Here is a 20,619-nt window from a genome sequence, read left to right as displayed (position 1 = left end):
CCCGAGCCCGACTTCCTGCGGTGCGAGTGGCGGGTCAGACGGTCGGCACGTTCGCGACGCCGTCCGGCAGGAGGCGCCGGCCGAGCACGCGCTCGCTGTACCCGGTGCGGTCCAGGTACGGCGTGATGCCGCCGAGGTGGAAGCCCCACCCGGCGCCCAGGATCATGCAGAGGTCGATCTGCTGCGGCGTCGCGACGACGCCCTCGTCGAGCATGTGGCCGACCTCGACGGTGAGCGCGGTCAGCACGCTGTCGAGCACGCCGGCCTCGTCGAGCGGCGCGTCGGAGCCGTCCGTCCGCGCCTCGTCGAACACCGCCTGGATCGCCGGGTTCACCGGCTTGGGGAGCCCCTTCGCGGGTGCGTCGAGGACGACGCGCGTGCCGTCGGCGACGAGCTTCTCGAGTCCCGGCGAGCGCGGGAAGCGGTCGCCGAGGTCCTCGCGCAGCGAGGTGAGCACGTGCAGCCCGACCGCGGGGCCGACGAGGTCGAACAGCTCGAACGGCGGCATCGGCAGACCCAGCGGCCGCAGCGCGCGGTCGGCCACCTCGACGGGCGTGCCGTGCTCGACGGCGTCGACGATCACCCCGAGCAGCAGCACGAGCAGCCGGTTGACCACGAACCCGGGCCGGTCGGCGACGAGCACGGCGGTCTTGCCCAGCGAGCCCACCAGCGAGAACGCGGTCGCGAGCGCCTCGGCCGACGTGCGCTCGGCCTGGACGACCTCGACGAGCGGCATCGCGGCCACCGGGTTGAAGAAGTGCATGCCGACGACCCGCTCGGGACGGGTGAGGTCGGCGGCCATCGCGGTGACCGAGAGGGCCGAGGTGTTCGTCGCGAGCACGGCCGTGGGGGAGACGACCTGCTCGACCTCGGCGAACACGCGCTTCTTGAGCTCGAGGACCTCCGTCACGGCCTCGACCACGAGGTCGCAGTCCGCGAGGTCCTCGAGGCGCGTCGTGCCGTGGACCGAGCCCAGCAGCCGCGCACCGGCGGCCTCGCTCATGCGGCCGGTCGACGTCAGCCGCTCGACGGTCGACCGCACCGCGGCGAGGCCCTTGCCGACGCGCTCGTCGTCGAGGTCGCGCATGACGACGGGCACGCCGAGCCGCTGCGCGAACAGCGTCGCGATCTGCGCCGCCATGAGTCCCGCGCCGACGATGCCGACCTTCGTGACGGGCTGCGCGAGCGAGCGGTCGGGCGCTCCCACGGGCTTCTTGCCGCCGGAGACGAGGCCGAACGCGTAGACCGACGCGCGCATCTCGTCGGACATGATCAGGTCGGCGAGCGCCTCGTCCTCGGCAGCGAACGCCTCGTCGCGCGACGCGGTGCGCGCCGCCGCGACCAGGTCGAGCGCGCGGCCCGGCGCGGGCCGGGAGCCGTGCACGGTGGCGTCGAGCCGCTGGCGTGCGACCGCGACGGCGCCGTCCCACAGCGCGGCGTCGTCGAGCGGCCTGCGGTCCACGGCGACCTCGCCGGTGAGCACGCGCGCCGCCCAGCGAATCGACTCCTCGAGGAAGTCGGCCGGGTCGAGCACGACGTCGACGAGGCCGATCGCCGCCGCCTCGGCGGCCGAGAACGGCTTGTTCGCCGCGGGCCGGGCGAGGATCACGTCCAGCGCCCTCTCGATGCCGACGATCCGCGGCACCAGGTACGCGCCGCCCCATCCCGGCACGAGCCCGAGGCTGGTCTCCGGCAGGGCGAGCGCCCGGACGTCGGACGCGGCCGTGCGGTAGTGGCAGTTGAGCGCGAGCTCGAGGCCACCGCCGAGCGCGACGCCGTTGACGAACGCGAACGTCGGCACGCCCATGTCGTGGAGCATGGAGTACGCGGCGTGACCCGCCCGACCGAGCGCGAGCGCGTCGTCGCGGTTCGTCACCCGCGCAGCCTGCGTGAGGTCGGCGCCGGCGGCGAGGAAGTACGGCTTGCCCGTGACGGCGACCGCGGCGAGCTCGCCCGCCAGCGCCCGCTGCCGGACCGCCGCGAGGGCGGCGGTGAGCTCGCCGAGGCCGAGCGGGCCGAGCGTCGTCGGCTTGGTGTGGTCGAGCCCGTTGTCGAGCGTGACAAGCGCGAGCGTGCCGGCGCCGCCCGGCAGCCTGACGTCGCGGACCAGGGCGTGGGTGACGCGCTCCTCGCGCGGCTCGGCGGGGGTCACTTGTCGGCTCCGTTCGCGGCGGTGGGGACGTAGTCGGCGTGGTGCGGGTTCTCCCAGACGACGGTGCCGCCCTGACCGAGGCCGACGCACATGGTCGTCAGGCCGTAGCGGACCGCGGGGTGCTCCTCGAACTGGCGCGCGAGCTGCGTCATGAGCCGCACGCCGGACGACGCGAGCGGGTGACCGATCGCGATCGCGCCGCCGTAGGGGTTGACGCGGGGGTCGTCGTCGGCGATGCCGAAGGCGTCGAGGAACGCGAGCACCTGGACGGCGAACGCCTCGTTGATCTCGAACAGGCCGATGTCGTCGATCGTCAGCCCGGCGCGGTCGAGCGCGCGTCGCGTCGCGGGCACCGGGCCGATGCCCATCACCTCGGGCTCGACGCCGGCGTACGCGAACGAGACCATCCGCATCCGGACGGGCAGGCCGAGTGCGACCGCCGTCTCCTCGGCGGCGACGAGGCACGAGGCCGCGCCGTCGGTCAGCGGCGCGGACGTGCCGGCCGTGACGCGCCCGCCGGGGCGGAACGGCGTGGGCAGCGTGCGGATCGCCTCGACGGTCGTCCCGGGACGCGGTGGCTCGTCCGCCGTCGCGAGTCCCCAGCCGCGCTCGGGGTCGCGCAAGGCGACGGGCACCAGGTCGGGGTCGATCCGGCCCGCGGCGAGCGCGTCGGCGTACTTGCGCTGCGACGCGACGCCGTACGCGTCGGCGCGGTCCCGCGTGAGGTGCGGGAACCGGTCGTGGAGGTTCTCGGCGGTCACGCCCATGTTGAGCGCGTCCGCCGCGACGAGCTTCTCGGACAGGAACCGCGGGTTGGGGTCGGCCTCGAAGCCCATGGGGTGGTGGCCCATGTGCTCGACGCCGCCCGCGATCGCGACGTCAGCGCCGCCGACGCCGATCGTGGCCGCGACGCTCGTCACGGCGGTCATCGCGCCCGCGCACATGCGGTCGATCGCGTAGCCGGGCACGGACCGGGGCAGGCCGGCGAGCACGCCGACCGTGCGGCCGAGCGTCAGGCCCTGGTCGCCCTGCTGCGTGGTCGCGGCGATCGCGACCTCGTCGACGCGGGCGGGGTCGAGCGCAGGGTGGCGGCGGAGCAGCTCACGCACCGTCTTGACCGCCAGGTCGTCGGCGCGGGTGTGGGCGTACAGACCGTCCTTGCGCGCGCGGCCGAACGGGGTGCGCACCCCGTCGACGAACACGGCGCGTCGGACGCGATCGGTGGCGGGCATCGAGAGCCTCCAGAGGCGGGACGACGGTGTCCTGTCCGGCCCGCGTCGCGGGCCGCCTCCGCCGACGCTACCCGGGACCTGAGTCCCTTGCGCGGCCGGAAGTTACCGAAGAGTAACACCGCCGACGAGGGTGATCGTGACGTGCGCCACGTGAGCGGCGGTGCCCGCCACGCGCGTCCGTGGCCGGGGTCGGGGTCTGCTCGCCAGGAGGGATCACCGGGCCTGTGACCAGCGGCGACGCGCCGGCCGTCAGGTGGCGGAGATCGATGCGAACGCGTCGACGAGCGCGGGCGTCACGAGCGCCGCCTGCCACGGGCGCGCGCCGCCGGCCGCGAGCTGCGCACCGATCGACTCGGCGTCGAGCACCGCGGGCGGGGCCCAGCACAGTCGGCGGAGCAGATCGGGCTGGAGCAGGTTCTCGACCGGCACGTCGTGCTCGGCTGCGAGCACCGCGACTGCCGCGCGCGCCGCGGTGAGGCGATCGGCCGCCGCGGGGTCCTTGTCGGCCCAGGCCCGCGGCGGAGGCGGCGCGTCCGACTTCGGACCGCGCACCGACGGCAGGTCCGCGTCGGGGAGCGCGAGCGCGCGGTCGATCGCCTGCTGCCACAGCGTGGCGCGCCGACGGGTGCCCTTGCCGGAGAAGGCGGGGAGCGCCGTCAGCTGCGGGACGGACCGCGGCATGGCCTGCGCGGCGGCGACGATCGCGGCGTCGGGCAGCACGCGGCCGGGCGAGATGTCGCGCTGGCGTGCGTTGGCGTCGCGCGTCTGCCACAGCTCGCGGACCACGGCCAGGCGGCGCGCGTCGCGGATCGCGTGCAGCCCGGAGACGCGTCGCCACGGCTCGGCGCGCGGGGGAGCGGGGGGAGCCGTCCGGACGGCCTCGAACTCCTGCGCCGCCCACTCGGCCTTGCCGGCGACCGCGAGTCGCTCGGCGAGCACCTCGCGCACCTCGACGAGCACCTCGACGTCGAGCGCGGCGTAGCGCAGCCACTCGTCCGGCAGCGGTCGCGTCGACCAGTCGACCGCCGAGTGCTCCTTGGCCAGCCCGAGCCCGAGGGTGTCCGCGACGACCGCGGCGAGGCCCACGCGCTCCATGCCGAGCAGGCGCGCGGCGAGCTCGGTGTCGAACACGCGGCTCGGGTGCATGCCCTGCTCGGCGAGCCCGGGCAGGTCCTGCGACGCGGCGTGCAGCACCCACTCCACACCCACGAGCGCGTCCGACAGCGGCGACAGGTCAGGGACCGCGATCGGGTCGATGAGCGCGGTGCCGGCACCTTCGCGGCGGAGCTGGACGAGATAGCTGCGCTGGCCGTACCGGTAGCCCGAGGCTCGCTCGGCGTCGACCGCCACGGGGCCCGTGCCGGCCCCGAACCGTTCGACGGCGGCCGCGAACGCCTCGGGCGTCTCGATCACCGGCGGCACGCCCTCGGCGGGCTCGAGCAGGGGGACGACCGGGGCGTCAGGCTGTGCCTCGTCCCCGGACGGGACAGGCTCCTCGAGCCCCGACGGTCGCATGAGACCACGGTAGGCGAGGAGCGTGGCGCATCCGCGCAGGCCGCGCGGGCACGCGCGCGGTTGTGCGCAGCGTCACGGACGCTCAGCGCAGGACGCCCGCCCGGATGACCATGGCCACGAGCTCGGCGCGGTCACCCGTGCCGAGCTTGCGGGAGATGCGCGCGAGGTGGCTCTTGACCGTGAGCGCCGAGAGGCCGAGCGCGTCGCCGATCAGCTTGTTGCTCTGCCCCTCGGCCACGAGGCGCAGCACGCTGATCTCGCGCGCCGTGAGCTCCGGCAGCGGCTGCTGCGGCGGGGGAGCGGCCGGCTGGCGGGCGACCGACTGGGCGGTGAGCCCGGCGACCGCACCGCGCACGCCACCCGCGAGGAGCACGCCGATCTCGCTGCGGCTGGCCCGCCGCGTCAGCACCACGACGCGGTGCGTGCCGCGCCGGCGCAGCGTGCGCACCAGGGCGGTGCCGTCGCCGTCGGCGACCTCGCTGACCACGAGACACATCGGCTGCCCCGCGACGGCCGACGGCCGCCCGGTGGGGACGACCCGGACGTCCGGACGGCGCAGCTGCGGCACGTCGCGGCGTAGGGGTTCGATGCTCACGTCCACAGGATCGGCAGGTCGGGGCGCGCACTTGAGCGCGGCGCGCCCGTGCGATGCCGCATCGTCACCGGCGCGGCAGTCAGGGGGCCACCTCTCTCGGGTCGGGACGTTCCCAGCGCCAGCTCGCGAGCATCTGCTCGGCGCGCGCCCAGGCCTCCTCGGGCGCGGCCGTGGGCCCGAGGACGCCGACCACGTACCGCCACCTCCCGCGCGCGAAGACGCGTTCGACCGCGCGGAACTCCCGGCCGCTGGCGCTCGGCACGTGCAGGACGTAGCGCTGGCTCGCGCGGCCCGCGAGCGTCGTGGCCGAGACGTCCTCGACGAGCGAGGCGCCGTGGACGCGCACCGCGTGCTGCAGGCCGTCGCGGACCGACGACTCGATCGCGTCCCCGCCCCTGGGTGAGGACGAGCAGCTGACGAACACGCCGTCGCCCGCGGCCAGCCACAGCTCACCGCGGACGCCGAGGCGCGAGAACCCGATCTGGTGGTTGGGTCCGAACGCGCGCATCCGGTAGCCGGGCCGGCCGGTCAACGAGCGCCCGACGGTGACCTCGCGCCGGGTGCCCGGGTTCATCACGGGCAGACCGAGGAACTTCGTCCGACGGGTGGCCGCGCGGAACAGGATGCCGTCGACCCAGCCATGCAAGGTCCAGCCGGAGCTCTCGTCGCAGGGGCACGGACGGATCTTGGGTCCCCGTCGTCGGTCGCTCATGAGCGCGGCGAGCGCGCGGCACTCATGGGGACGGGTCTCGACGAGATGCGCACAGGTGGCCCATCGGCGGAGACGGAGACGGCCTTGAGCGCACGACCTCGGCGGCCCGCGGTCGTCAGTGGCGTGGCCCGATCGGCACCACGCCGTCGGGCAGCGGCTCGAGCCCCGCGGCCGTGCACAGCAGGGTGGCCCACGCGCGCAGGTGGTCACCGAGGTCCGAGTCGGACGCCGTCCACGAGGCGCGGATCTCGAGCTCCGTCTGCTCCGCTCGGCGCTCGAGGGCCCCGAAGCTCTGCGACAGGACGCGTGTCACGGTGCCTCCTGCGGCGTGCGCGTCGAGCCCGACCGACGCGAGGGCGTCGCCGAACCAGCTCCACGCGACCTCCGCGAGCAGCGGGTCCTCCCCGACCTCGTGCTCGAGCGTCGCGCGCACGAGCGTGACGAGCCGGAAGCAGCCGTCCCACGCCTCCTGACCGGCGGGGTCGTACAGCACGACGAACCGGCCGGACGCGAGCTCGGATGCGGACACCGAGCGGCGGGCCGTGCGGACCTCGGCCGTGAGCGCCGCGGTGTACGGCGCGATGCGCGACGGCCCGGGCACCTCGTCGAGGACGACCTCGGGGCGGACGGTCACGCGGCGCAGCGATCGGAGCGCGTCGAGGAAGTCGACGGGCACCTCGTCCGGGCCGGCGGGGGTCACGGATCGGATGGTAGGCGCGTGCGCCGACACCGGCGCCGTTCGGCGCGCCGCGCCCGGATCACAGTTCGGCGTCGGCGGCTGTGATCTCGACGCTCGGGCAGGCCCGAGGCGCGCGAGAGGCCCGCGGCTACGCTGGTTCGGCAGCCATCACCCGGTCGTCGTCCCGGCCTGCGCCGCAGCGCGCCGCGACGGCCGTCGAACCGAAGGAGCACCCCGCATGACCGCGAACTCGCAGGTCGCAAGCGCCCAGATCGGCGTCACCGGGCTGGCGGTGATGGGCCGCAACCTCGCGCGCAACTTCGCCCGGCACGGCTACACGGTGGCGATCCACAACCGCACGTTCGCCAAGACGCAGTCGCTCGTCGACGACCACGGGGACGAGGGCACGTTCGTCGCGAGCGAGTCGGTCGAGGACTTCGTCGCGAGCCTCGAGCGCCCGCGCAAGATCGTGATCATGGTCAAGGCCGGCGGCCCGACCGACGCCGTCATCGACGAGCTCGTGCCGCTGCTCGAGGAGGGCGACATCGTCGTCGACGCGGGCAACGCGCACTTCCCCGACACGATCCGCCGCGAGAACGCGCTGCGCGCCCGGGGCCTGCACTTCGTCGGCTCGGGCGTGTCCGGCGGCGAGGAGGGCGCGCTGCTCGGTCCGTCGATCATGCCGGGCGGCACGCGCGAGTCGTACGAGAGCCTCGGCCCGATCCTCGAGGCCATCAGCGCGAAGGTCGACGGCGTGCCGTGCTGCACGTACGTCGGCCCGGACGGCGCCGGGCACTTCGTCAAGATGGTGCACAACGGCATCGAGTACGCCGACATGCAGCTCATCGCGGAGGCCTACGACCTGCTGCGCCAGGGCCTCGGCGCGAGCGCCGCGGAGATCGGGCAGATCTTCGCCGACTGGAACACGGGCGACCTCGAGTCGTTCCTCATCGAGATCACGGCCGACGTGCTGCAGCACGTCGACGCCGCGACGGGCAGCGCGTTCGTCGACGTCGTGCTCGACCAGGCCGAGCAGAAGGGCACCGGCCGCTGGACGGTGCAGAACGCCCTCGACCTCGGCGTGCCGATCACCGGCATCGCGGAGGCGACGTTCGCGCGCGCCCTCTCGGGCGGCGTGCCGCAGCGCGAGGCCGCCCGCGGCACGCTCCCGGCCGACACGACGCCGTGGGACATCAGCGACCGTGACGCGTTCATCGAGGACGTCCGCCTCGCGCTCTACGCGTCGAAGGTCGTGGCGTACAGCCAGGGCTTCGACCAGATCGCCGCGGCCTCGGAGCAGAACGGCTGGGACATCGACCGCGGGGCGATGGCGCGCATCTGGCGCGGCGGCTGCATCATCCGCGCGCGGTTCCTCAACCGCATCACGGAGGCCTACGAGCGCGACGCGAACCTGCCGCTGCTGCTCGCCGACGAGTACTTCACGTCGGCGGTGGGCAACGGCGTCGCAGCGTGGCGTCGGGTCGTGGCGGGAGCCGCGCTGCACGGCGTCCCGACCCCGGCGTTCTCGTCGTCGCTCGCGTACTACGACGGGGTGCGGGCCGAGCGCCTGCCCGCCGCGCTGATCCAGGCTCAGCGCGACTTCTTCGGCGCTCACACCTACCGCCGGACGGACCGCGAGGGCACGTTCCACACGCTGTGGTCCGGCGACCGCAGCGAGCAGGACGCCTGAGCGGAGTCGCTCGCCCGCTCACGACGAACCCGCGGCATGCGCTCCGGCGCGGCCGCGGGTTCGTCGTCTGCCTTCAGGCCTGCACGGGACGCGCCGATGAATCGGCGTAGACCCGCCGACCGGAAGGCATGCGTTGCCGGAGAACCACTCGCCGCAGGAGGACCGCCCGCGCGCCGCCGAAGGCCTCCCCGGCTCGCTGTGGCTCCCCGAGACGCCTGCGCCCGGACCCTGGGATCAGGCCGGCTCACCCGCGGGCTCCCCGGCTCAGCCGGTCGAGCCCCGACGGAATCGCGTCCCCCGGCCCGGTCAGGTGATCCTGCTCGTGGCCCTCGGTCTCGTCGTCGGGGGTGGCTGGTCGGCTCTCCAGCCCGACAAGACCGAACCGCGAGTTGTCGTCGAGGCCGAGCCGCCCGCCACGACCGGGGAGTCGACCGGCGCGGATCCCGCCGACCCGGCGATCCCCGCCGGCGTCCTGCGCGCCTTGGGCTATCCGACGCCGGGGTACGAGGAGGGTGCGACCCCTCTGGGTCATCCGCCGGCACTGAGCGAGACGAGCTCGTCCTACAAGTTCCTCCACACCCAGCCCGACGGGATCACACCAGTCGCGTGGGATCCGTGCCGCCCGATCCACTACGTGACGACCGGTGACGCGCCCGCGGGCGGAGATGAGCTGATCGATGAGGCGGTGGCCGCGGTCAGCGCCGCGACGGGCCTGGTGTTCGTGGACGACGGACGCACCGACGAGGCGCTCGACGTGCGGCGCGTTCGGCCGTTCAGCGAGCCCGATCGCTATGGGGACCGATTCGTGCCCGTGCTGATCGCGTGGACGAGCGAGAAGCAGGACTTCCGTCTCCAGGGCGCTGTCGCAGGCCTGACGATGCCGATCGCGGTGACCGCCGACGGCCGGCTGATGGTCGACGTGGTGGGGACCGTGGAGCTCGACGCCGTGCAGGTCATGAACGCCCAGCGACTCGACGGCCAGGGCGTCACCGTCGTCATGCACGAGCTCGCGCACCTCGTCGGGCTCGACCACGTCGCCGATCCCAGCCAGGTGATGAATCCCAGCGGGACGCGGGGCGTGAACGCATTCGGGGCCGGTGACCTGGCGGGCCTCGCGCTGCTCGGTGAGGGGGCCTGCGAGCCGCGCCTGTGAGGGCGGCTCAGGGCCGCACCCGGGCGAGGGGGTCGCTCGCCCGGCGGCCTGGTCAGCCGCGGCGCAGCCGCCGCAGCGCCTTCTTCCCCCACGGGATCGCGCGCACCCACACGCGGTACAGCGGCGAGAACGGCACGTCGATCGTCCCGACGAGCAGGTCCTCGTGGTCGGCGAAGGAGCGCTTGAACTCGGAGATCCCGTCGTTGAGCAGGCCGTTCATGTCGTAGCGCAGCAGCCCGGCGTCCTGCGCCAGGCGGACCGCGTGCCACTTCACGGGCGCGTTGGCGCGCGCCTTGCGGCCCGCGTCGTTGACGCCGCCGTAGAGCTCGAACGCCGTCGACCCGGAGACGGCGTCCCACACGAACGAGCAGGGCCGGCCGTCCTGGAACGCCGCGACCAGCACGGAGTCGTCGCCGAGCTCGCGGTGCACCGACAGGTAGTAGTCGTCGTCGTGCAGGGCGAACCCGGCCCGCAGCGCGGTCTCGTGGTAGACGCCGAGCACGGCGCGGACGTCGTCCTCCTCGGTCACGCGGCGGACCTCGACGTCGCGCCCGCCCTTGCGCACGTCCGAGCGCGTCGTGCGGCTCATCGCCGCCATCAGCTCGTCCTGCGTGCGCGTGAGGTCGAGGATCAGCGTCGACTCGCACAGGATCGGCTCCGGTCCCGGCGCGGCGCCGGGGATCGTGGTGGGCGTGCCGGCCGGCCAGTCGGGCTCGAGGCTGACGCCGACGCCCCCGACGTTCGAACGGCACCACGCGACGACGGCCGCGGTCACCGACGCGCGCGTCGCCTCGTCGCCGACGCCGTACCCGACGGGAGCCTCTGGGTCGGCGGGCGCGACGGCCGGTCCGCGCGGCACGTAGGACAGCGCGCGGAACGGGAACGGCAGCGCGCGCACGAGCACCTGCGCGGCGCCGATCGTGCGGTCGCCGGAGCGGACCTGGAGCCGATGCGCGCGCCACGGGCCGGTGGCCTTGACCTCGCCCCAGCCCCACAGCTGGAGCGGGTGCCCGCCGAGGGAGCGGACCAGCGCGTCCCAGGCGACGCGGTCGGTCACCGGCTCGACGACGGGCAGGGCAGTCGGAGCAGGCATGCCCGCCATCGTATAGACGACCCCGCGAGCCCCGCCCGGCGGGTCCGCCGGCCCACGGCAGGGCGAGAAGCACGGCGCCGACCCCCGCGGGCGGCGCGTCGCGGGGGACGGGCGCCTGGCTACGCTGGGGCGTCGCCCGGCGCGAGGCTGCCGGGTCGGTCCACGTCCCCGCACGTCAGGAGCACGATGACCACCCATGCCGACGCCGCTGCGGTGACGCGGATGCTCGCGGAACGGACCGGGACGGACGCCAGCGACTGGTTCCTCGTCTTCAAGGCGCGGTACGGCATGGAGGTCGTGCTCCGCGGGCTGGCCGCGGTGCGCGGTCGTGGCGACGTCGTCACCCAGGTGTTCACGTGCTCGACGGCGGTCGACCCCGTGCTCGTCGCGGGTCTCCGGCCCGTGCACGCCGAGGTGGCGCCCGCGTCGGTGGCCGTGGACCCCGAGCCGCTCGCGTTGGACGCCGCGACGCGCGCCGTGGTCGTGCAGCACACGTTCGGCATCGTCGACGAGCCGCGGGCTCGTGGGCTCGCGGAGCGCGCGCAGGCGGTGGGGGCGCTCGTCGTCGAGGACTCGGCGCACTGTCTCGGGCGCCTCGCCCGCGGTGCGGATGGCCGGCCGCTCGCGGACGTGTCGGTGCACTCGTTCGGCGTGGAGAAGATGCTGCCCACGCGCTTCGGCGGCGCGATCTGGCTCAACCCCGCGATGCGCGACACGGCGGTGCGTGAGCGCGTCGCGAGCGACCTCGACGCGCTGCCGGCGGTCGGCCGCCGGCTCGACCTCGTGGCGCGCGCCTACCGCACGCAGGTGCGCGTGCTGAACCGGCTCGGCGGCGTGGGCGCACGGCTGCGGTCGGCGCTCACCGCGCTCGGGCTCTTCGAGCCGGCCGTCGCACCCGTCGAGGGCCGCGCGGCGCTCGCGCACCGGGCGATGCGGCCCTCGCCGTGGATGCTCGCCCAGATCGAGGCTGCCCTGCCCGGGCTCGCCGCCACCGAGGAGCGTCGCTCCGCCGCGGTCGCCGAGTACGTGCGCGAGCTCGCGGGCGTCGTCGAGGTCCCCGCGTCGGTGGGCGAGCGGGCGTCCCTGGTCCGGTTCCCGTTCTTCGCGGCGGACGCCGAGGCCGCGACCCGCACGGTCGACGCGCTCACGGCGGCGGGCGTGTACGCGGGTCGCTGGTACCGGCCGGGGCTGTTCCCGGGCGTCGAGGACCCGCAGGCGTACGGCTGGACACCTGGCACCCTGCCCGTCACGGAGGACCTGATCGCACGCGTCGTCAACCTGCCGACCGCGGTCGACGCCGCCGAGGCGCGCCGGATCGCGGGCCTCGTCCGCGCGGCTACCCCTGCGGGCGGACCTTCCGGAACCTGACGTAGTCGAGGCTGTGCCGCAGGTCGATGCGCGCGATGTCGACGCGCCGCCGCCATGACAGGTCGGGCCGGTAGCGCAGCGTGTGGATGCGGCCCCGACGCGCGGCCGCCCGCACCCGAGCGCGCAGCTGCTTCGGCACGAATCGGATGAGCACCCAGAACGGCAGGTTGACCCACAGCCGCTCGTCCGTCGTGACCGTCTCGGGGAGCTCGCGGCCGTAGACGTACTCGTCGACGAACAGCCGTGCGAGGTTCCCGCCGGCGGCCATCGTGTAGTAGCTCGTCGCGCCCTGCCGCAGGTTGATCTCGAGCAGCTTGCTGACGCCCGTGCGCCGGTCGTGCATCACGTCGAAGTTGGCGCTGCCGACGAAGCCGACGCCGTCGAGGAACCGGCGGATCGCCTCGGTGAGCGCAGGGTCGTGCGTCGTCACGATCGCGTTGTTGTTGCCGACGAGCGCCGGGTCCCACTCCGTCAGCGCGACCTGGCCCGCCGAGAGGAACCGCATCGCACCGGTCCGGTCCGAGTACGTGTTGACCACGCGCATCACGGACTCGTCGCCCGCGAGGTACTCCTGGACGACGAGGTCGCCCGCGTAGCCCGCGGCGAAGATGCGCGCCGCGACGGCCCGCAGCTCGGCCGCGTCCTGCACCAGGTAGACCTTCTGCTTGCCCTCGAAGCGCAGCCGCGGGTACGTGTCCGTGTCCGACGGCTTGAGGATCACGGGGAACGGGAACGGCAGGGCCTCGCCGAGCGCGGGGTCCACCGGTCCGGGCGGCACGATCCTCGTGGTCGGGTGCGGCACACCGAGCTGCTCGCACGTCCGGTAGAAGTCGGTCTTGTCCATCAGCCGCGCGGCGTGCGCCTTGTCGACCAGCGGGATCACGAAGTCGTCGCCGAGCTCGTCGCGGTGGTCGATGAGGATGTTCGTGTAGAACTCGATCGTCGCGTACAGGACGCGCGTGCGGCCCGGGAACTCGTCGACGAGCTTCTTGAGCGTTGCCACGACGAACTCGGGCTGCTCGAGCTCGCGGTACGCGCGGACGTCGAGGATCGACGAGTCCGCGGTCTCACGGAGCGCGACGCGGCCGAGCGCGAGCGAGCGGACGCCGAACGCCTCGTGCAGCGACCGGGCGATGTTGTACGCGTTCAGCCCCGTCCCGATGATGATCGGGACGAAGTCGTCGTTGCCGTACACCCCGCGGTCAGCCCAGCTCGCTCGTGCCGGAGTACAGGTGCAGCACCGGCACCTGCAGCACCTCGCGAGCGCGCGACGCCCAGTCGCGGTGGAACGTGTCGTCGAACATGTGCGGGTACGTGACGACGGCGACCTCGCGCGCGCCACCCGCCTCGACCACGGCCTTGGCGGCGGGGATCGGGTCGTCGGCGGTGATCTCGCCCGTCGCCGGCCGGCCCGCGGCGGCGAACGCCGCGATGCTCCCGGCGAGCTGCTCGTCCGCCGTGGCCTTGGCCTCCTGCTGGGACGGCTCGCGCCCGCGCAGCCGGTCCCAGGCCTGGCGGAGCTCGCCCATGCCGAGGTCGTCGACGATCGTCGGGATCAGTGGGCGGTCGGTGTCGGCGGGCACGAGCACGCGGTACTCGAGCGTCTCGCCGGGGTGCAGGGCGAGCAGGTGCTCGACGTCGACAGGGGCCAGGGTGTCCTCGATGAGGACAAGGATCGTGTCGGTCACGCGCCGAGCCTAGTGACCTGCCAGCGGCCGAGCAGGACACCGTCGGAGTGCAGCAGGTGGACGGGTCGCGTCTCGCGGGCCGGCTCGAGCCAGCGCTCGTCGTTGAGGATGCGCGGCGCGGGGCCCCCGACGAGCCTCGGCGACCACGTGAGGCACAGCTCGTCGACCAGGTCGGCGGCGACGAGCTCGGCGAGCAGGCGCGGTCCGCCCTCGGCCAGCACGTGCTGGAGGCCGCGCGTGCCGAGCGTGCGCAACGCGACGCCGAGGTCGACCTGCTCGGGCGTCGCACCGGGTGCGACGATCACGCGCTCGGACCCGATGCGCTCGCGCAGCGCGTCGAGCGACGGGCTCGCGAACGTGGTGATCACGATGGGCGGACGCTCGGCGTCGAGGAGGTCGGGCGGGACGGCACCGGACGCGCTCACGATCGCGAGCTCGATGCGCTCGGCGCGACCGAGCCGCGCGCGCACGGCCTCGAGGCCCGCGGGGACCTCGAGCGCGCTGTAGCGCTCGTCGCGCGCGGTGCCGGCGCCGATCAGCACGACGTCGGCGAGCGCCCGCAGCACGCGGAACACGCGCCAGTCGGCTGAGCCGTTGATCGAGCCGGTGACGTGGTCGGCACCGGTCGCCGCGCCGTCGATCGTGCCGATCATGTTGGCGCGCACGTGCACGCCGCGCGGCGGGTGCACGGGGATCCGGTCGTTGTAGAGCCCCATGAGCTCGACCTCGTCGGGCGCGGCCTCGAGGCGCGAGCCGGCACGCTCGACTGGCAGCAGGACGTCGAAGGCGGGCAGCTCGGGCACGTCAGCCACCGTAGGCGACGCTGTCAGAGCGACGCGAGGGCAGCGACGTCGCCGACCACGACGACGGCGGGGTTGCCGACGCCGCGTGCGGCCGCGACCGCGCCGATGTCGGCGAGCGTCCCGGTCGTCGTCCGCTGGCCCGGCAGGGTGCCGTTCTCGACGACGGCGACGGGCGTGGTGGGCGCCATGCCCGCGGCCACGAGCCGTGCGGCGTGGTCGGCGAGCCGTGCGACGCCCATGAGCAGGACGAGCGTGCCGTCGAGCCGCGCGAGCGCGGACCAGTCGGTCGCCGCGTCGTGCGCCGAGACGATCGTCACCTGGCGGGACAGCCCGCGGTGCGTGACGGGGATGCCCGCCGCGCCGGGCACCGCGATCGCGCTCGTGACCCCCGGGACCACGTCGACGGGCACGCCGGCGGCCACGCACGCCGCGACCTCCTCGCCGCCGCGACCGAGCACGAACGGGTCGCCACCCTTGAGCCGGACGACGCGCTTGCCGGCGCGCGCCCGGTCGACGAGCACCTCGTTGATCTGGTCCTGCGTGAGGGTGTGCGCGTGCGGCGCCTTGCCCGCCTCGACCACCTCGACGGACCGGTCGAGCTCGTCGAGCAGAGCGCGCGGTGCGAGCCGGTCGACGACGACGACGTCGGCCTCGGCGAGCGCGCGCCGGCCGCGCGTCGTGATGAGCCCGGGGTCGCCCGGGCCGCCGCCGACGAGGGTCACGCGGCCGGTGGCCGCGCGCCGGTGCCGCCGCAAGGGGAGCGCGCCGGTGTCGAGCAGCAGCGCGATCGCGTCGCGCAGCGCGACGGCCCGCCGGGGGTCGCCGCCCGCGCCGACCGCGACCGTGACGTCGTCCGCGCGCGCCACGGTAGGCGTCCACGCCGCCGACGCCGACGCGTCGTCCGCGCGGACGCACCACAGACGTGCGGCCTCGGCGTCGGCCGAGACGGCCGCGTCGACCGCGCGGTCGCCCGTCGCCGTGTGGACCAGCCAGGCGCCGTCCAGGTCGGTCGCGAGGTACTCGCGCGCATGCCAGTGCAGCCGGCCGGCGTCGACCAGCTCGCCGAGGTCCTCGCAGATGGCCGGGGCGACGACATGGACGTCCGCGCCGTCCTCCACGAGCCTCGCCGCGCGGCGTGCCGCCACCGGGCCGCCGCCGACGACGAGCACGCGACGACCGGCCAGGTCGAGCAGCAGGGGGTGGCGCGCGCCGGTCATATGCCCGCCCCGGCCAGCCAGCCGTCGTCGGCCTCGGCGGCCGGCGCCGGCGCGAGCGCGTCGAGCAGGGTGGGACCGACCATGCCCGCCGCGAGCGTCGTGCCGTCGGCCGGGTCGACCAGCAGGAAGCCGCCGGTGCGCCGGTGCGAGCCGTACTCGTCGAGCACGACGGGCTCGGCCAGCCGCAGCCGGACCCGGCCGATCGCGTTGAGCCCGAGCGAGCGGGGCGGGATGTCCGACGACGTGTCGGTCGCGTCGATCGCGTGCAGGGTGTCGACCGAGTCCCAGGCGTCGACCTGCAGCGTGTCCACGTCGAGCCGGGCGTCGACCTCGCGCAGCAGCGCGCGCACGGTCCGCGTGCCGACGCGGACCAGCAGGCGGGCGCCGAGCACGCTGCGCTTCTCCGCGAGCCAGCACACCGTGCCGACGAGGTCGGCGCCGGACTCGATCCGCGCCGCCGCGGGGGCGATGACGTCGCCTCGCGCCACGTCGATGTCGTCCGCGAGGCGCAGCGTCACCGACTGCGGCGCGTGCGCCTGGTCGAGCGGACCGTCGAACGTGTCGATGCCGACGACCGTCGACGTGCGGCCGGACGGGTGCACGGCGACCTCGTCGCCCACGTGCACGACGCCCGACGCGATGCGGCCCGCGTAGCCGCGGTAGTCGGGGTGCTCGGCGTTGCGGGGCCGGATGACGACCTGGACCGGGAAGCGCAGCTCCTCCGACGTGGGGTCGCGCAGCACGGGCACGGACTCGAGGTGCTCGAGCAGCGTCGGGCCGTCGTACCAGGGCGTCCGTGCCGAGCGGTCGACCACGTTGTCGCCGTCGAGTGCCGAGATCGGCACGGCGAGCACGTCCTGCAGGCCGAGCAGGTCGGCGTAGCCCGCGAACTCGTCGGCGATCTTGCGGAACGTGGGCTCGTCGAAGTCGACGAGGTCCATCTTGTTCACCGCGAGCACGACGTGCGGCACACCGAGGAGCGCCGTGATCGTCGCGTGCCGGCGCGTCTGCTCGAGGACGCCCTTGCGGGCGTCGACCAGCACGATCGCGAGCTCCGCGGTGGAGGCGCCCGTGACCATGTTGCGCGTGTACTGCACGTGGCCCGGCGTGTCGGCGAGCACGAACGCGCGGCGGGCGGTCGAGAAATAGCGGTAGGCGACGTCGATCGTGATGCCCTGCTCACGCTCGGCGCGCAGGCCGTCGGTCAGCAGCGCGAGGTCGGGTGCCGCGTCGTCGGAGCCGCCGCGAGCGGCGGTGGCGCGCTCGACGGCAGCGAGCTGGTCGGCGAGGACCGACTTGGTGTCGTACAGCAGGCGGCCGATCAGCGTCGACTTGCCGTCGTCGACCGAGCCGGCCGTGGCGAGGCGGAGGAGGTCACGCTGGGAGTGGTCGGTCGTCGTCATCAGAAGTAGCCCTCGCGCTTCCGGTCCTCCATGGCGGCCTCGCTGGCCCGGTCGTCGGCGCGGGTGGCCCCGCGCTCGGTGAGCCGGCTCGCGGCCACCTCGGCGATCACGTCGGGGACCGTCGAGGCGGTCGACTCGACGGCGCCGGTGCAGGACATGTCGCCGACCGTGCGGTACCGGACGGTGCGCGTCTCGAGCTGCTCGCCGGCCCGCGGCCCACCCCACTCGCCGGGGGCGAGCCACATGCCGTCGCGCAGGAAGACCTCGCGGTCGTGCGCGTAGTAGATCGACGGGAGCTCGACGCCCTCGCGCTCGATGTACCGCCACACGTCGAGCTCGGTCCAGTTGCTCAGCGGGAACACGCGCACGTGCTCGCCGGGCTTGTGGCGGCCGTTGTAGAGGTCCCACAGCTCGGGGCGCTGCCGGCGCGGGTCCCACTGGCCGAACTCGTCGCGCAGCGAGAAGACGCGCTCCTTGGCGCGCGCCTTCTCCTCGTCGCGCCGGCCGCCGCCGAACACCGCGTCGAACCGGTGGGCCGTGATGCCGTCCAGCAGCGGCACGGTCTGGAGCGGGTTGCGCGAGCCGTCGGGGCGCTCGACCACGCGGCCGTCGTCGATCGCGTCCTGCACGCTCGCGACGACCAGGCGCAGGCCGTACCGGGCCACCGTGTCGTCGCGGTACTCGATGACCTCGGGGAAGTTGTGCCCGGTGTCGACGTGCATGAGCGCGAACGGCACGGGGGCGGGCCAGAACGCCTTGCGCGCGAGGTGCAGCATGACGATCGAGTCCTTGCCGCCCGAGAACAGCAGCACCGGGCGCTCGAACTCGCCCGCGACCTCGCGCATCACGTGGATGGCCTCGGACTCGAGCGCGTCGAGCTGCGTCAGGGTCGTGGTCCCGCTCATGTGTGCAGCCCGCATTCGATCTTGGAGGTACCGGACCAGCGACCGGCCCGCGGGTCCTCGCCCGGGGCCACCGCGCGCGTGCAGGGTGCGCAGCCGATCGACGCGTAGCCGGCCTGGCGCAGCGGGTTCAGCACCACGTGCTCGGCCTCGACGTACGCGTCGACGTCGGCCTGGGTCCACGCGGCGATCGGGTTGAGCTTGACCTTGTTCCGCTTGGCGTCCCACCCGACGACGGTGATGTCGGACCGCGTCGGCGCGTCCTCGCGGCGCATGCCGGTGACCCACGCCGTGTAGGGCGCGAGGCCGCGCTCGAGCGGCTCGACCTTGCGCAGCGCGCAGCACAGGTCGGGGTTGCGGTCGTGCAGGCGCGGGCCGTGCTCGGCGTCCTGCTCCTCGACCGTCCGCAGCGGCAGGATCGTGCGGAGCGAGATGTCCGTGAAGTCGGCGTAGTAGTCGCGCGTGCCGATCGTCTCGGCGAAGTGGTACCCGGTGTCGAGGAAGATCACGTCGATGCCGGGCGCCGCCTTGGCTGCCAGGTCGACGAGCACCTCGTCGCCCATCGAGGACGCCAGCACCAGGTCCTTGCCGAACCGGTCGGCGGCCCAGCGCAGGATCTCGCTCGGGTGCGCGCCCTCGAGCTCGCGGCCCGCCTGCTCGGCCTCGGCCCGCAGCGCGTCGAGCGCGTCGGTGCCGGTGCTGCCCGTGATCGTCGCGCTCATCGCAGGTCCTCCTCGTCGGCGCGCTGCACCCACTGGGCGAACAGCTCGCCCTCCTCGCGCTGCTCGTCGTAGTGCGTGACGACGCGCTCGATGTAGTCGGGCAGCTCGGACGACGGCACGCGCAGGCCGCGCAGCGAGTGGCCGAGGCCGCTCGTGAGGCCGAGGCCGCCGCCGAGGTGCACCTGGTAGCCCTCCTCGTCGCCCGCGAGCACGCCCTTGAGGCCGATGTCGGCGGTCTGGATGCGCGCGCACGAGTTGGGGCAGCCGTTGACGTTGATGCGGATCGGCTGGTCGAACGTCGGCAGCCGGTCCTCGAGCTCGCCGATGATGCGGGCGGCGCGGGCCTTCGTCTCGACGATCGCGAGCTTGCAGAACTCGATGCCGGTGCACGCGATCGTGCCTCGGCGGAACGTCGACGCCGAGCGGACGAAGAGCCCCTCGTCCTCCAGCGCCTCGACGAGGTCGTCGACCTTCTCGGCCGCGACGTCGAGCACCACGATCTTCTGCTCGGTGGTCAGCCGCACGCGGTCGGAGCCGGCGGCCTCCGCGAGGTCCGCGACGCGAGCGAGCAGCGTGCCCGAGACGCGGCCGACGGTGGGGGCGGTGCCGACGTAGAACCGCCCGTCGTTCTGCGGGTGGACGCCGACGTGGTCGCGGCGGCCGGTCGGCGGCGGGGGCGGCTCGGGGCCGTCGGGCAGCGCGTAGCCGAGGTACTCGGTCTCGAGGACCTCGCGGAACAGCTCGGGGCCCCAGTCCGCCATGAGGAACTTCAGGCGGGCGCGGGTCCGCAGCCGGCGGTAGCCGTAGTCGCGGAAGATGCCGGCGACGCCCGCCCAGACCTCGGGGATGCGCTCGAGGGACACGAACGTGCCGAGCCGCTTGCCGAGCATCGGGTTCGTCGACAGCGCCCCGCCGACCCACAGGTCGAAGCCTGCGCCGAGCTCGGGGTGCACGACGCCGATGAAGGCGACGTCGTTGATCTCGTGCGCCACGTCCTGGTGCGGCGAGCCGCTGATGGCCGTCTTGAACTTGCGCGGCAGGTTCGAGAACTCCGGGTCGCCGATGTACCGCTCGGCGATGGCGTGGACGGCCGGCGTGCCGTCGATGATCTCGTCCGCCGCGATGCCCGCGACGGGCGAGCCGAGGATGACGCGCGGGACGTCGCCGCACGCCTCCTGCGTCGAGAGGCCGACGCCCTCGAGGCGGCGCCAGATCTCCGGGACGTCCTCGACGCGCACCCAGTGGAGCTGGATGTTCTGCCGGTCGGTGATGTCGGCGGTGTCGCGGCCGAACTCGGTGCTGATCTGCGCGACCGTCCGGAGCTGCGTGAGGTCGAGTGCGCCGCCGTCCACGCGGACCCGCAGCATGAAGTACTCGTCCTCGAGCTCCTCCGGCTCGAGCGTCGCGGTCTTGCCGCCGTCGATGCCGGGCTTGCGCTGCGTGTACAGGCCCCACCAGCGCATCCGGCCGCGCAGGTCGTCGCCCGGGATCGAGGCGAAGCCCTCCCGGGCGTAGATCGTCTCGATGCGGTGCCGGACGGACAGACCGTCGGCGTCCTGCTTCATCTGCTCGTTGCCGTTGAGCGGCGTGCGCGCCTCGTCGAAGGCCCACTGGCCTTCGTCGCGCTTGGCGGGGGGAGCGATCCTGGTCAGCGCCATGGGGCGCGTACCTCCGGAGGGGATCGTGGGCGTGCAG

The 20,619-nt window shown here is 74.3% G+C and carries 18 protein-coding genes; 3 read left to right on the top strand and 15 right to left on the bottom strand.

Features of this window, described 5'->3' with window-relative positions; genetic code table 11:
• Nucleotides 1-34: 34 nt before the first annotated feature.
• The 6 genes from QRT04_RS01155 to QRT04_RS01130 form a co-directional block, all read right to left on the bottom strand.
• Nucleotides 35-2,152 (bottom strand): 3-hydroxyacyl-CoA dehydrogenase NAD-binding domain-containing protein, encoded by a 2,118-nt coding sequence (locus QRT04_RS01155; RefSeq protein WP_289453047.1) that lies wholly within the window; start codon nt 2,150-2,152, stop codon nt 35-37.
• Entirely contained in the window at nt 2,149-3,384 is a 1,236-nt protein-coding gene (locus QRT04_RS01150) for a thiolase family protein (protein WP_289453046.1), read from the bottom strand. The genes QRT04_RS01155 and QRT04_RS01150 overlap by 4 nt, the downstream gene beginning before the upstream one ends.
• Nucleotides 3,385-3,633: 249 nt before the next feature.
• On the bottom strand, nt 3,634-4,899 hold the full coding sequence (locus tag QRT04_RS01145) for an HRDC domain-containing protein (RefSeq protein ID WP_289453045.1): 1,266 nt from the start codon (nt 4,897-4,899) through the stop codon (nt 3,634-3,636).
• Nucleotides 4,900-4,981: 82 nt separating this feature from the next.
• Nucleotides 4,982-5,494 carry a helix-turn-helix transcriptional regulator gene (locus tag QRT04_RS01140; RefSeq protein WP_289453044.1) on the bottom strand — a complete coding sequence of 171 codons (513 nt, stop codon included), beginning with the start codon at nt 5,492-5,494 and terminating at the stop codon, nt 4,982-4,984.
• A gap of 79 nt (nt 5,495-5,573) precedes the next feature.
• Entirely contained in the window at nt 5,574-6,140 is a 567-nt protein-coding gene (locus QRT04_RS01135) for a hypothetical protein (RefSeq protein ID WP_289453043.1), read from the bottom strand.
• 181 nt (nt 6,141-6,321) lie between these two features.
• Nucleotides 6,322-6,906 (bottom strand): DUF3000 domain-containing protein, encoded by a 585-nt coding sequence (locus tag QRT04_RS01130; RefSeq protein ID WP_289453042.1) that lies wholly within the window; start codon nt 6,904-6,906, stop codon nt 6,322-6,324.
• A 217-nt stretch (nt 6,907-7,123) separates the two neighbouring features.
• Between QRT04_RS01130 and gndA the strand changes: the two genes are divergently transcribed.
• Together gndA and QRT04_RS01120 are read left to right on the top strand one after the other, a co-directional pair.
• The gene (gene gndA, locus QRT04_RS01125) at nt 7,124-8,575 is read left to right on the top strand and encodes an NADP-dependent phosphogluconate dehydrogenase (RefSeq protein ID WP_289453041.1); all 1,452 of its coding nucleotides are present in this window, start codon (nt 7,124-7,126) and stop codon (nt 8,573-8,575) included.
• A 322-nt stretch (nt 8,576-8,897) separates the two neighbouring features.
• On the top strand, nt 8,898-9,728 hold the full coding sequence (locus QRT04_RS01120; RefSeq protein WP_289453040.1) for a peptidase: 831 nt from the start codon (nt 8,898-8,900) through the stop codon (nt 9,726-9,728).
• 52 nt (nt 9,729-9,780) lie between these two features.
• Here QRT04_RS01120 and QRT04_RS01115 read toward each other — a convergent pair whose 3' ends face one another.
• On the bottom strand, nt 9,781-10,821 hold the full coding sequence (locus tag QRT04_RS01115; protein ID WP_289453039.1) for a lipid II:glycine glycyltransferase FemX: 1,041 nt from the start codon (nt 10,819-10,821) through the stop codon (nt 9,781-9,783).
• A gap of 186 nt (nt 10,822-11,007) precedes the next feature.
• Between QRT04_RS01115 and QRT04_RS01110 the strand changes: the two genes are divergently transcribed.
• Nucleotides 11,008-12,189, top strand: a complete 1,182-nt coding sequence (locus QRT04_RS01110) for a DegT/DnrJ/EryC1/StrS family aminotransferase (protein ID WP_289453038.1) — start codon at nt 11,008-11,010, stop codon at nt 12,187-12,189.
• On the opposite strand, the gene QRT04_RS01105 is transcribed toward QRT04_RS01110, so the two are convergent.
• From QRT04_RS01105 to QRT04_RS01070, 8 genes are read right to left on the bottom strand one after another with little or no spacing between them, the layout of a single operon-like run.
• Nucleotides 12,158-13,384, bottom strand: a complete 1,227-nt coding sequence (locus QRT04_RS01105) for a carboxylate--amine ligase (protein WP_289453037.1) — start codon at nt 13,382-13,384, stop codon at nt 12,158-12,160. The genes QRT04_RS01110 and QRT04_RS01105 overlap by 32 nt on opposite strands.
• A 7-nt stretch (nt 13,385-13,391) precedes the next feature.
• Nucleotides 13,392-13,877: a hypothetical protein gene (locus QRT04_RS01100; RefSeq protein WP_289453036.1), complete on the bottom strand. Its 486-nt coding sequence runs from the start codon at nt 13,875-13,877 to the stop codon at nt 13,392-13,394.
• Nucleotides 13,874-14,680, bottom strand: coding sequence for a dihydrofolate reductase family protein (locus QRT04_RS01095; protein ID WP_289453035.1), 807 nt, complete (start codon nt 14,678-14,680; stop codon nt 13,874-13,876). The genes QRT04_RS01100 and QRT04_RS01095 overlap by 4 nt, the downstream gene beginning before the upstream one ends.
• A 23-nt stretch (nt 14,681-14,703) precedes the next feature.
• A complete protein-coding gene (gene cobA / locus QRT04_RS01090) occupies nt 14,704-15,897 on the bottom strand; it encodes a uroporphyrinogen-III C-methyltransferase (protein WP_289453034.1) in 1,194 nt (397 codons plus the stop codon).
• Complete coding sequence (locus QRT04_RS01085) at nt 15,894-17,300, bottom strand: sulfate adenylyltransferase subunit 1 (RefSeq protein WP_289453033.1); 1,407 nt, start codon at nt 17,298-17,300, stop codon at nt 15,894-15,896. Before QRT04_RS01085 ends, cobA begins: the two co-directional genes overlap by 4 nt.
• Complete coding sequence (gene cysD / locus QRT04_RS01080) at nt 17,300-18,205, bottom strand: sulfate adenylyltransferase subunit CysD (protein WP_326522446.1); 906 nt, start codon at nt 18,203-18,205, stop codon at nt 17,300-17,302. Before cysD ends, QRT04_RS01085 begins: the two co-directional genes overlap by 1 nt.
• Nucleotides 18,202-18,924, bottom strand: coding sequence for a phosphoadenylyl-sulfate reductase (locus QRT04_RS01075; RefSeq protein ID WP_289453031.1), 723 nt, complete (start codon nt 18,922-18,924; stop codon nt 18,202-18,204). Before QRT04_RS01075 ends, cysD begins: the two co-directional genes overlap by 4 nt.
• Nucleotides 18,921-20,582, bottom strand: a complete 1,662-nt coding sequence (locus tag QRT04_RS01070; RefSeq protein WP_289453030.1) for a nitrite/sulfite reductase — start codon at nt 20,580-20,582, stop codon at nt 18,921-18,923. The genes QRT04_RS01075 and QRT04_RS01070 overlap by 4 nt, the downstream gene beginning before the upstream one ends.
• Nucleotides 20,583-20,619 lie beyond the last annotated feature (37 nt).

The organism is Cellulomonas alba, from assembly GCF_030362835.1.
GTDB classification, from domain to species: Bacteria; Actinomycetota; Actinomycetes; order Actinomycetales; family Cellulomonadaceae; genus Cellulomonas; species Cellulomonas alba.
This window is presented reverse-complemented; position numbering and strand designations above follow the sequence as displayed.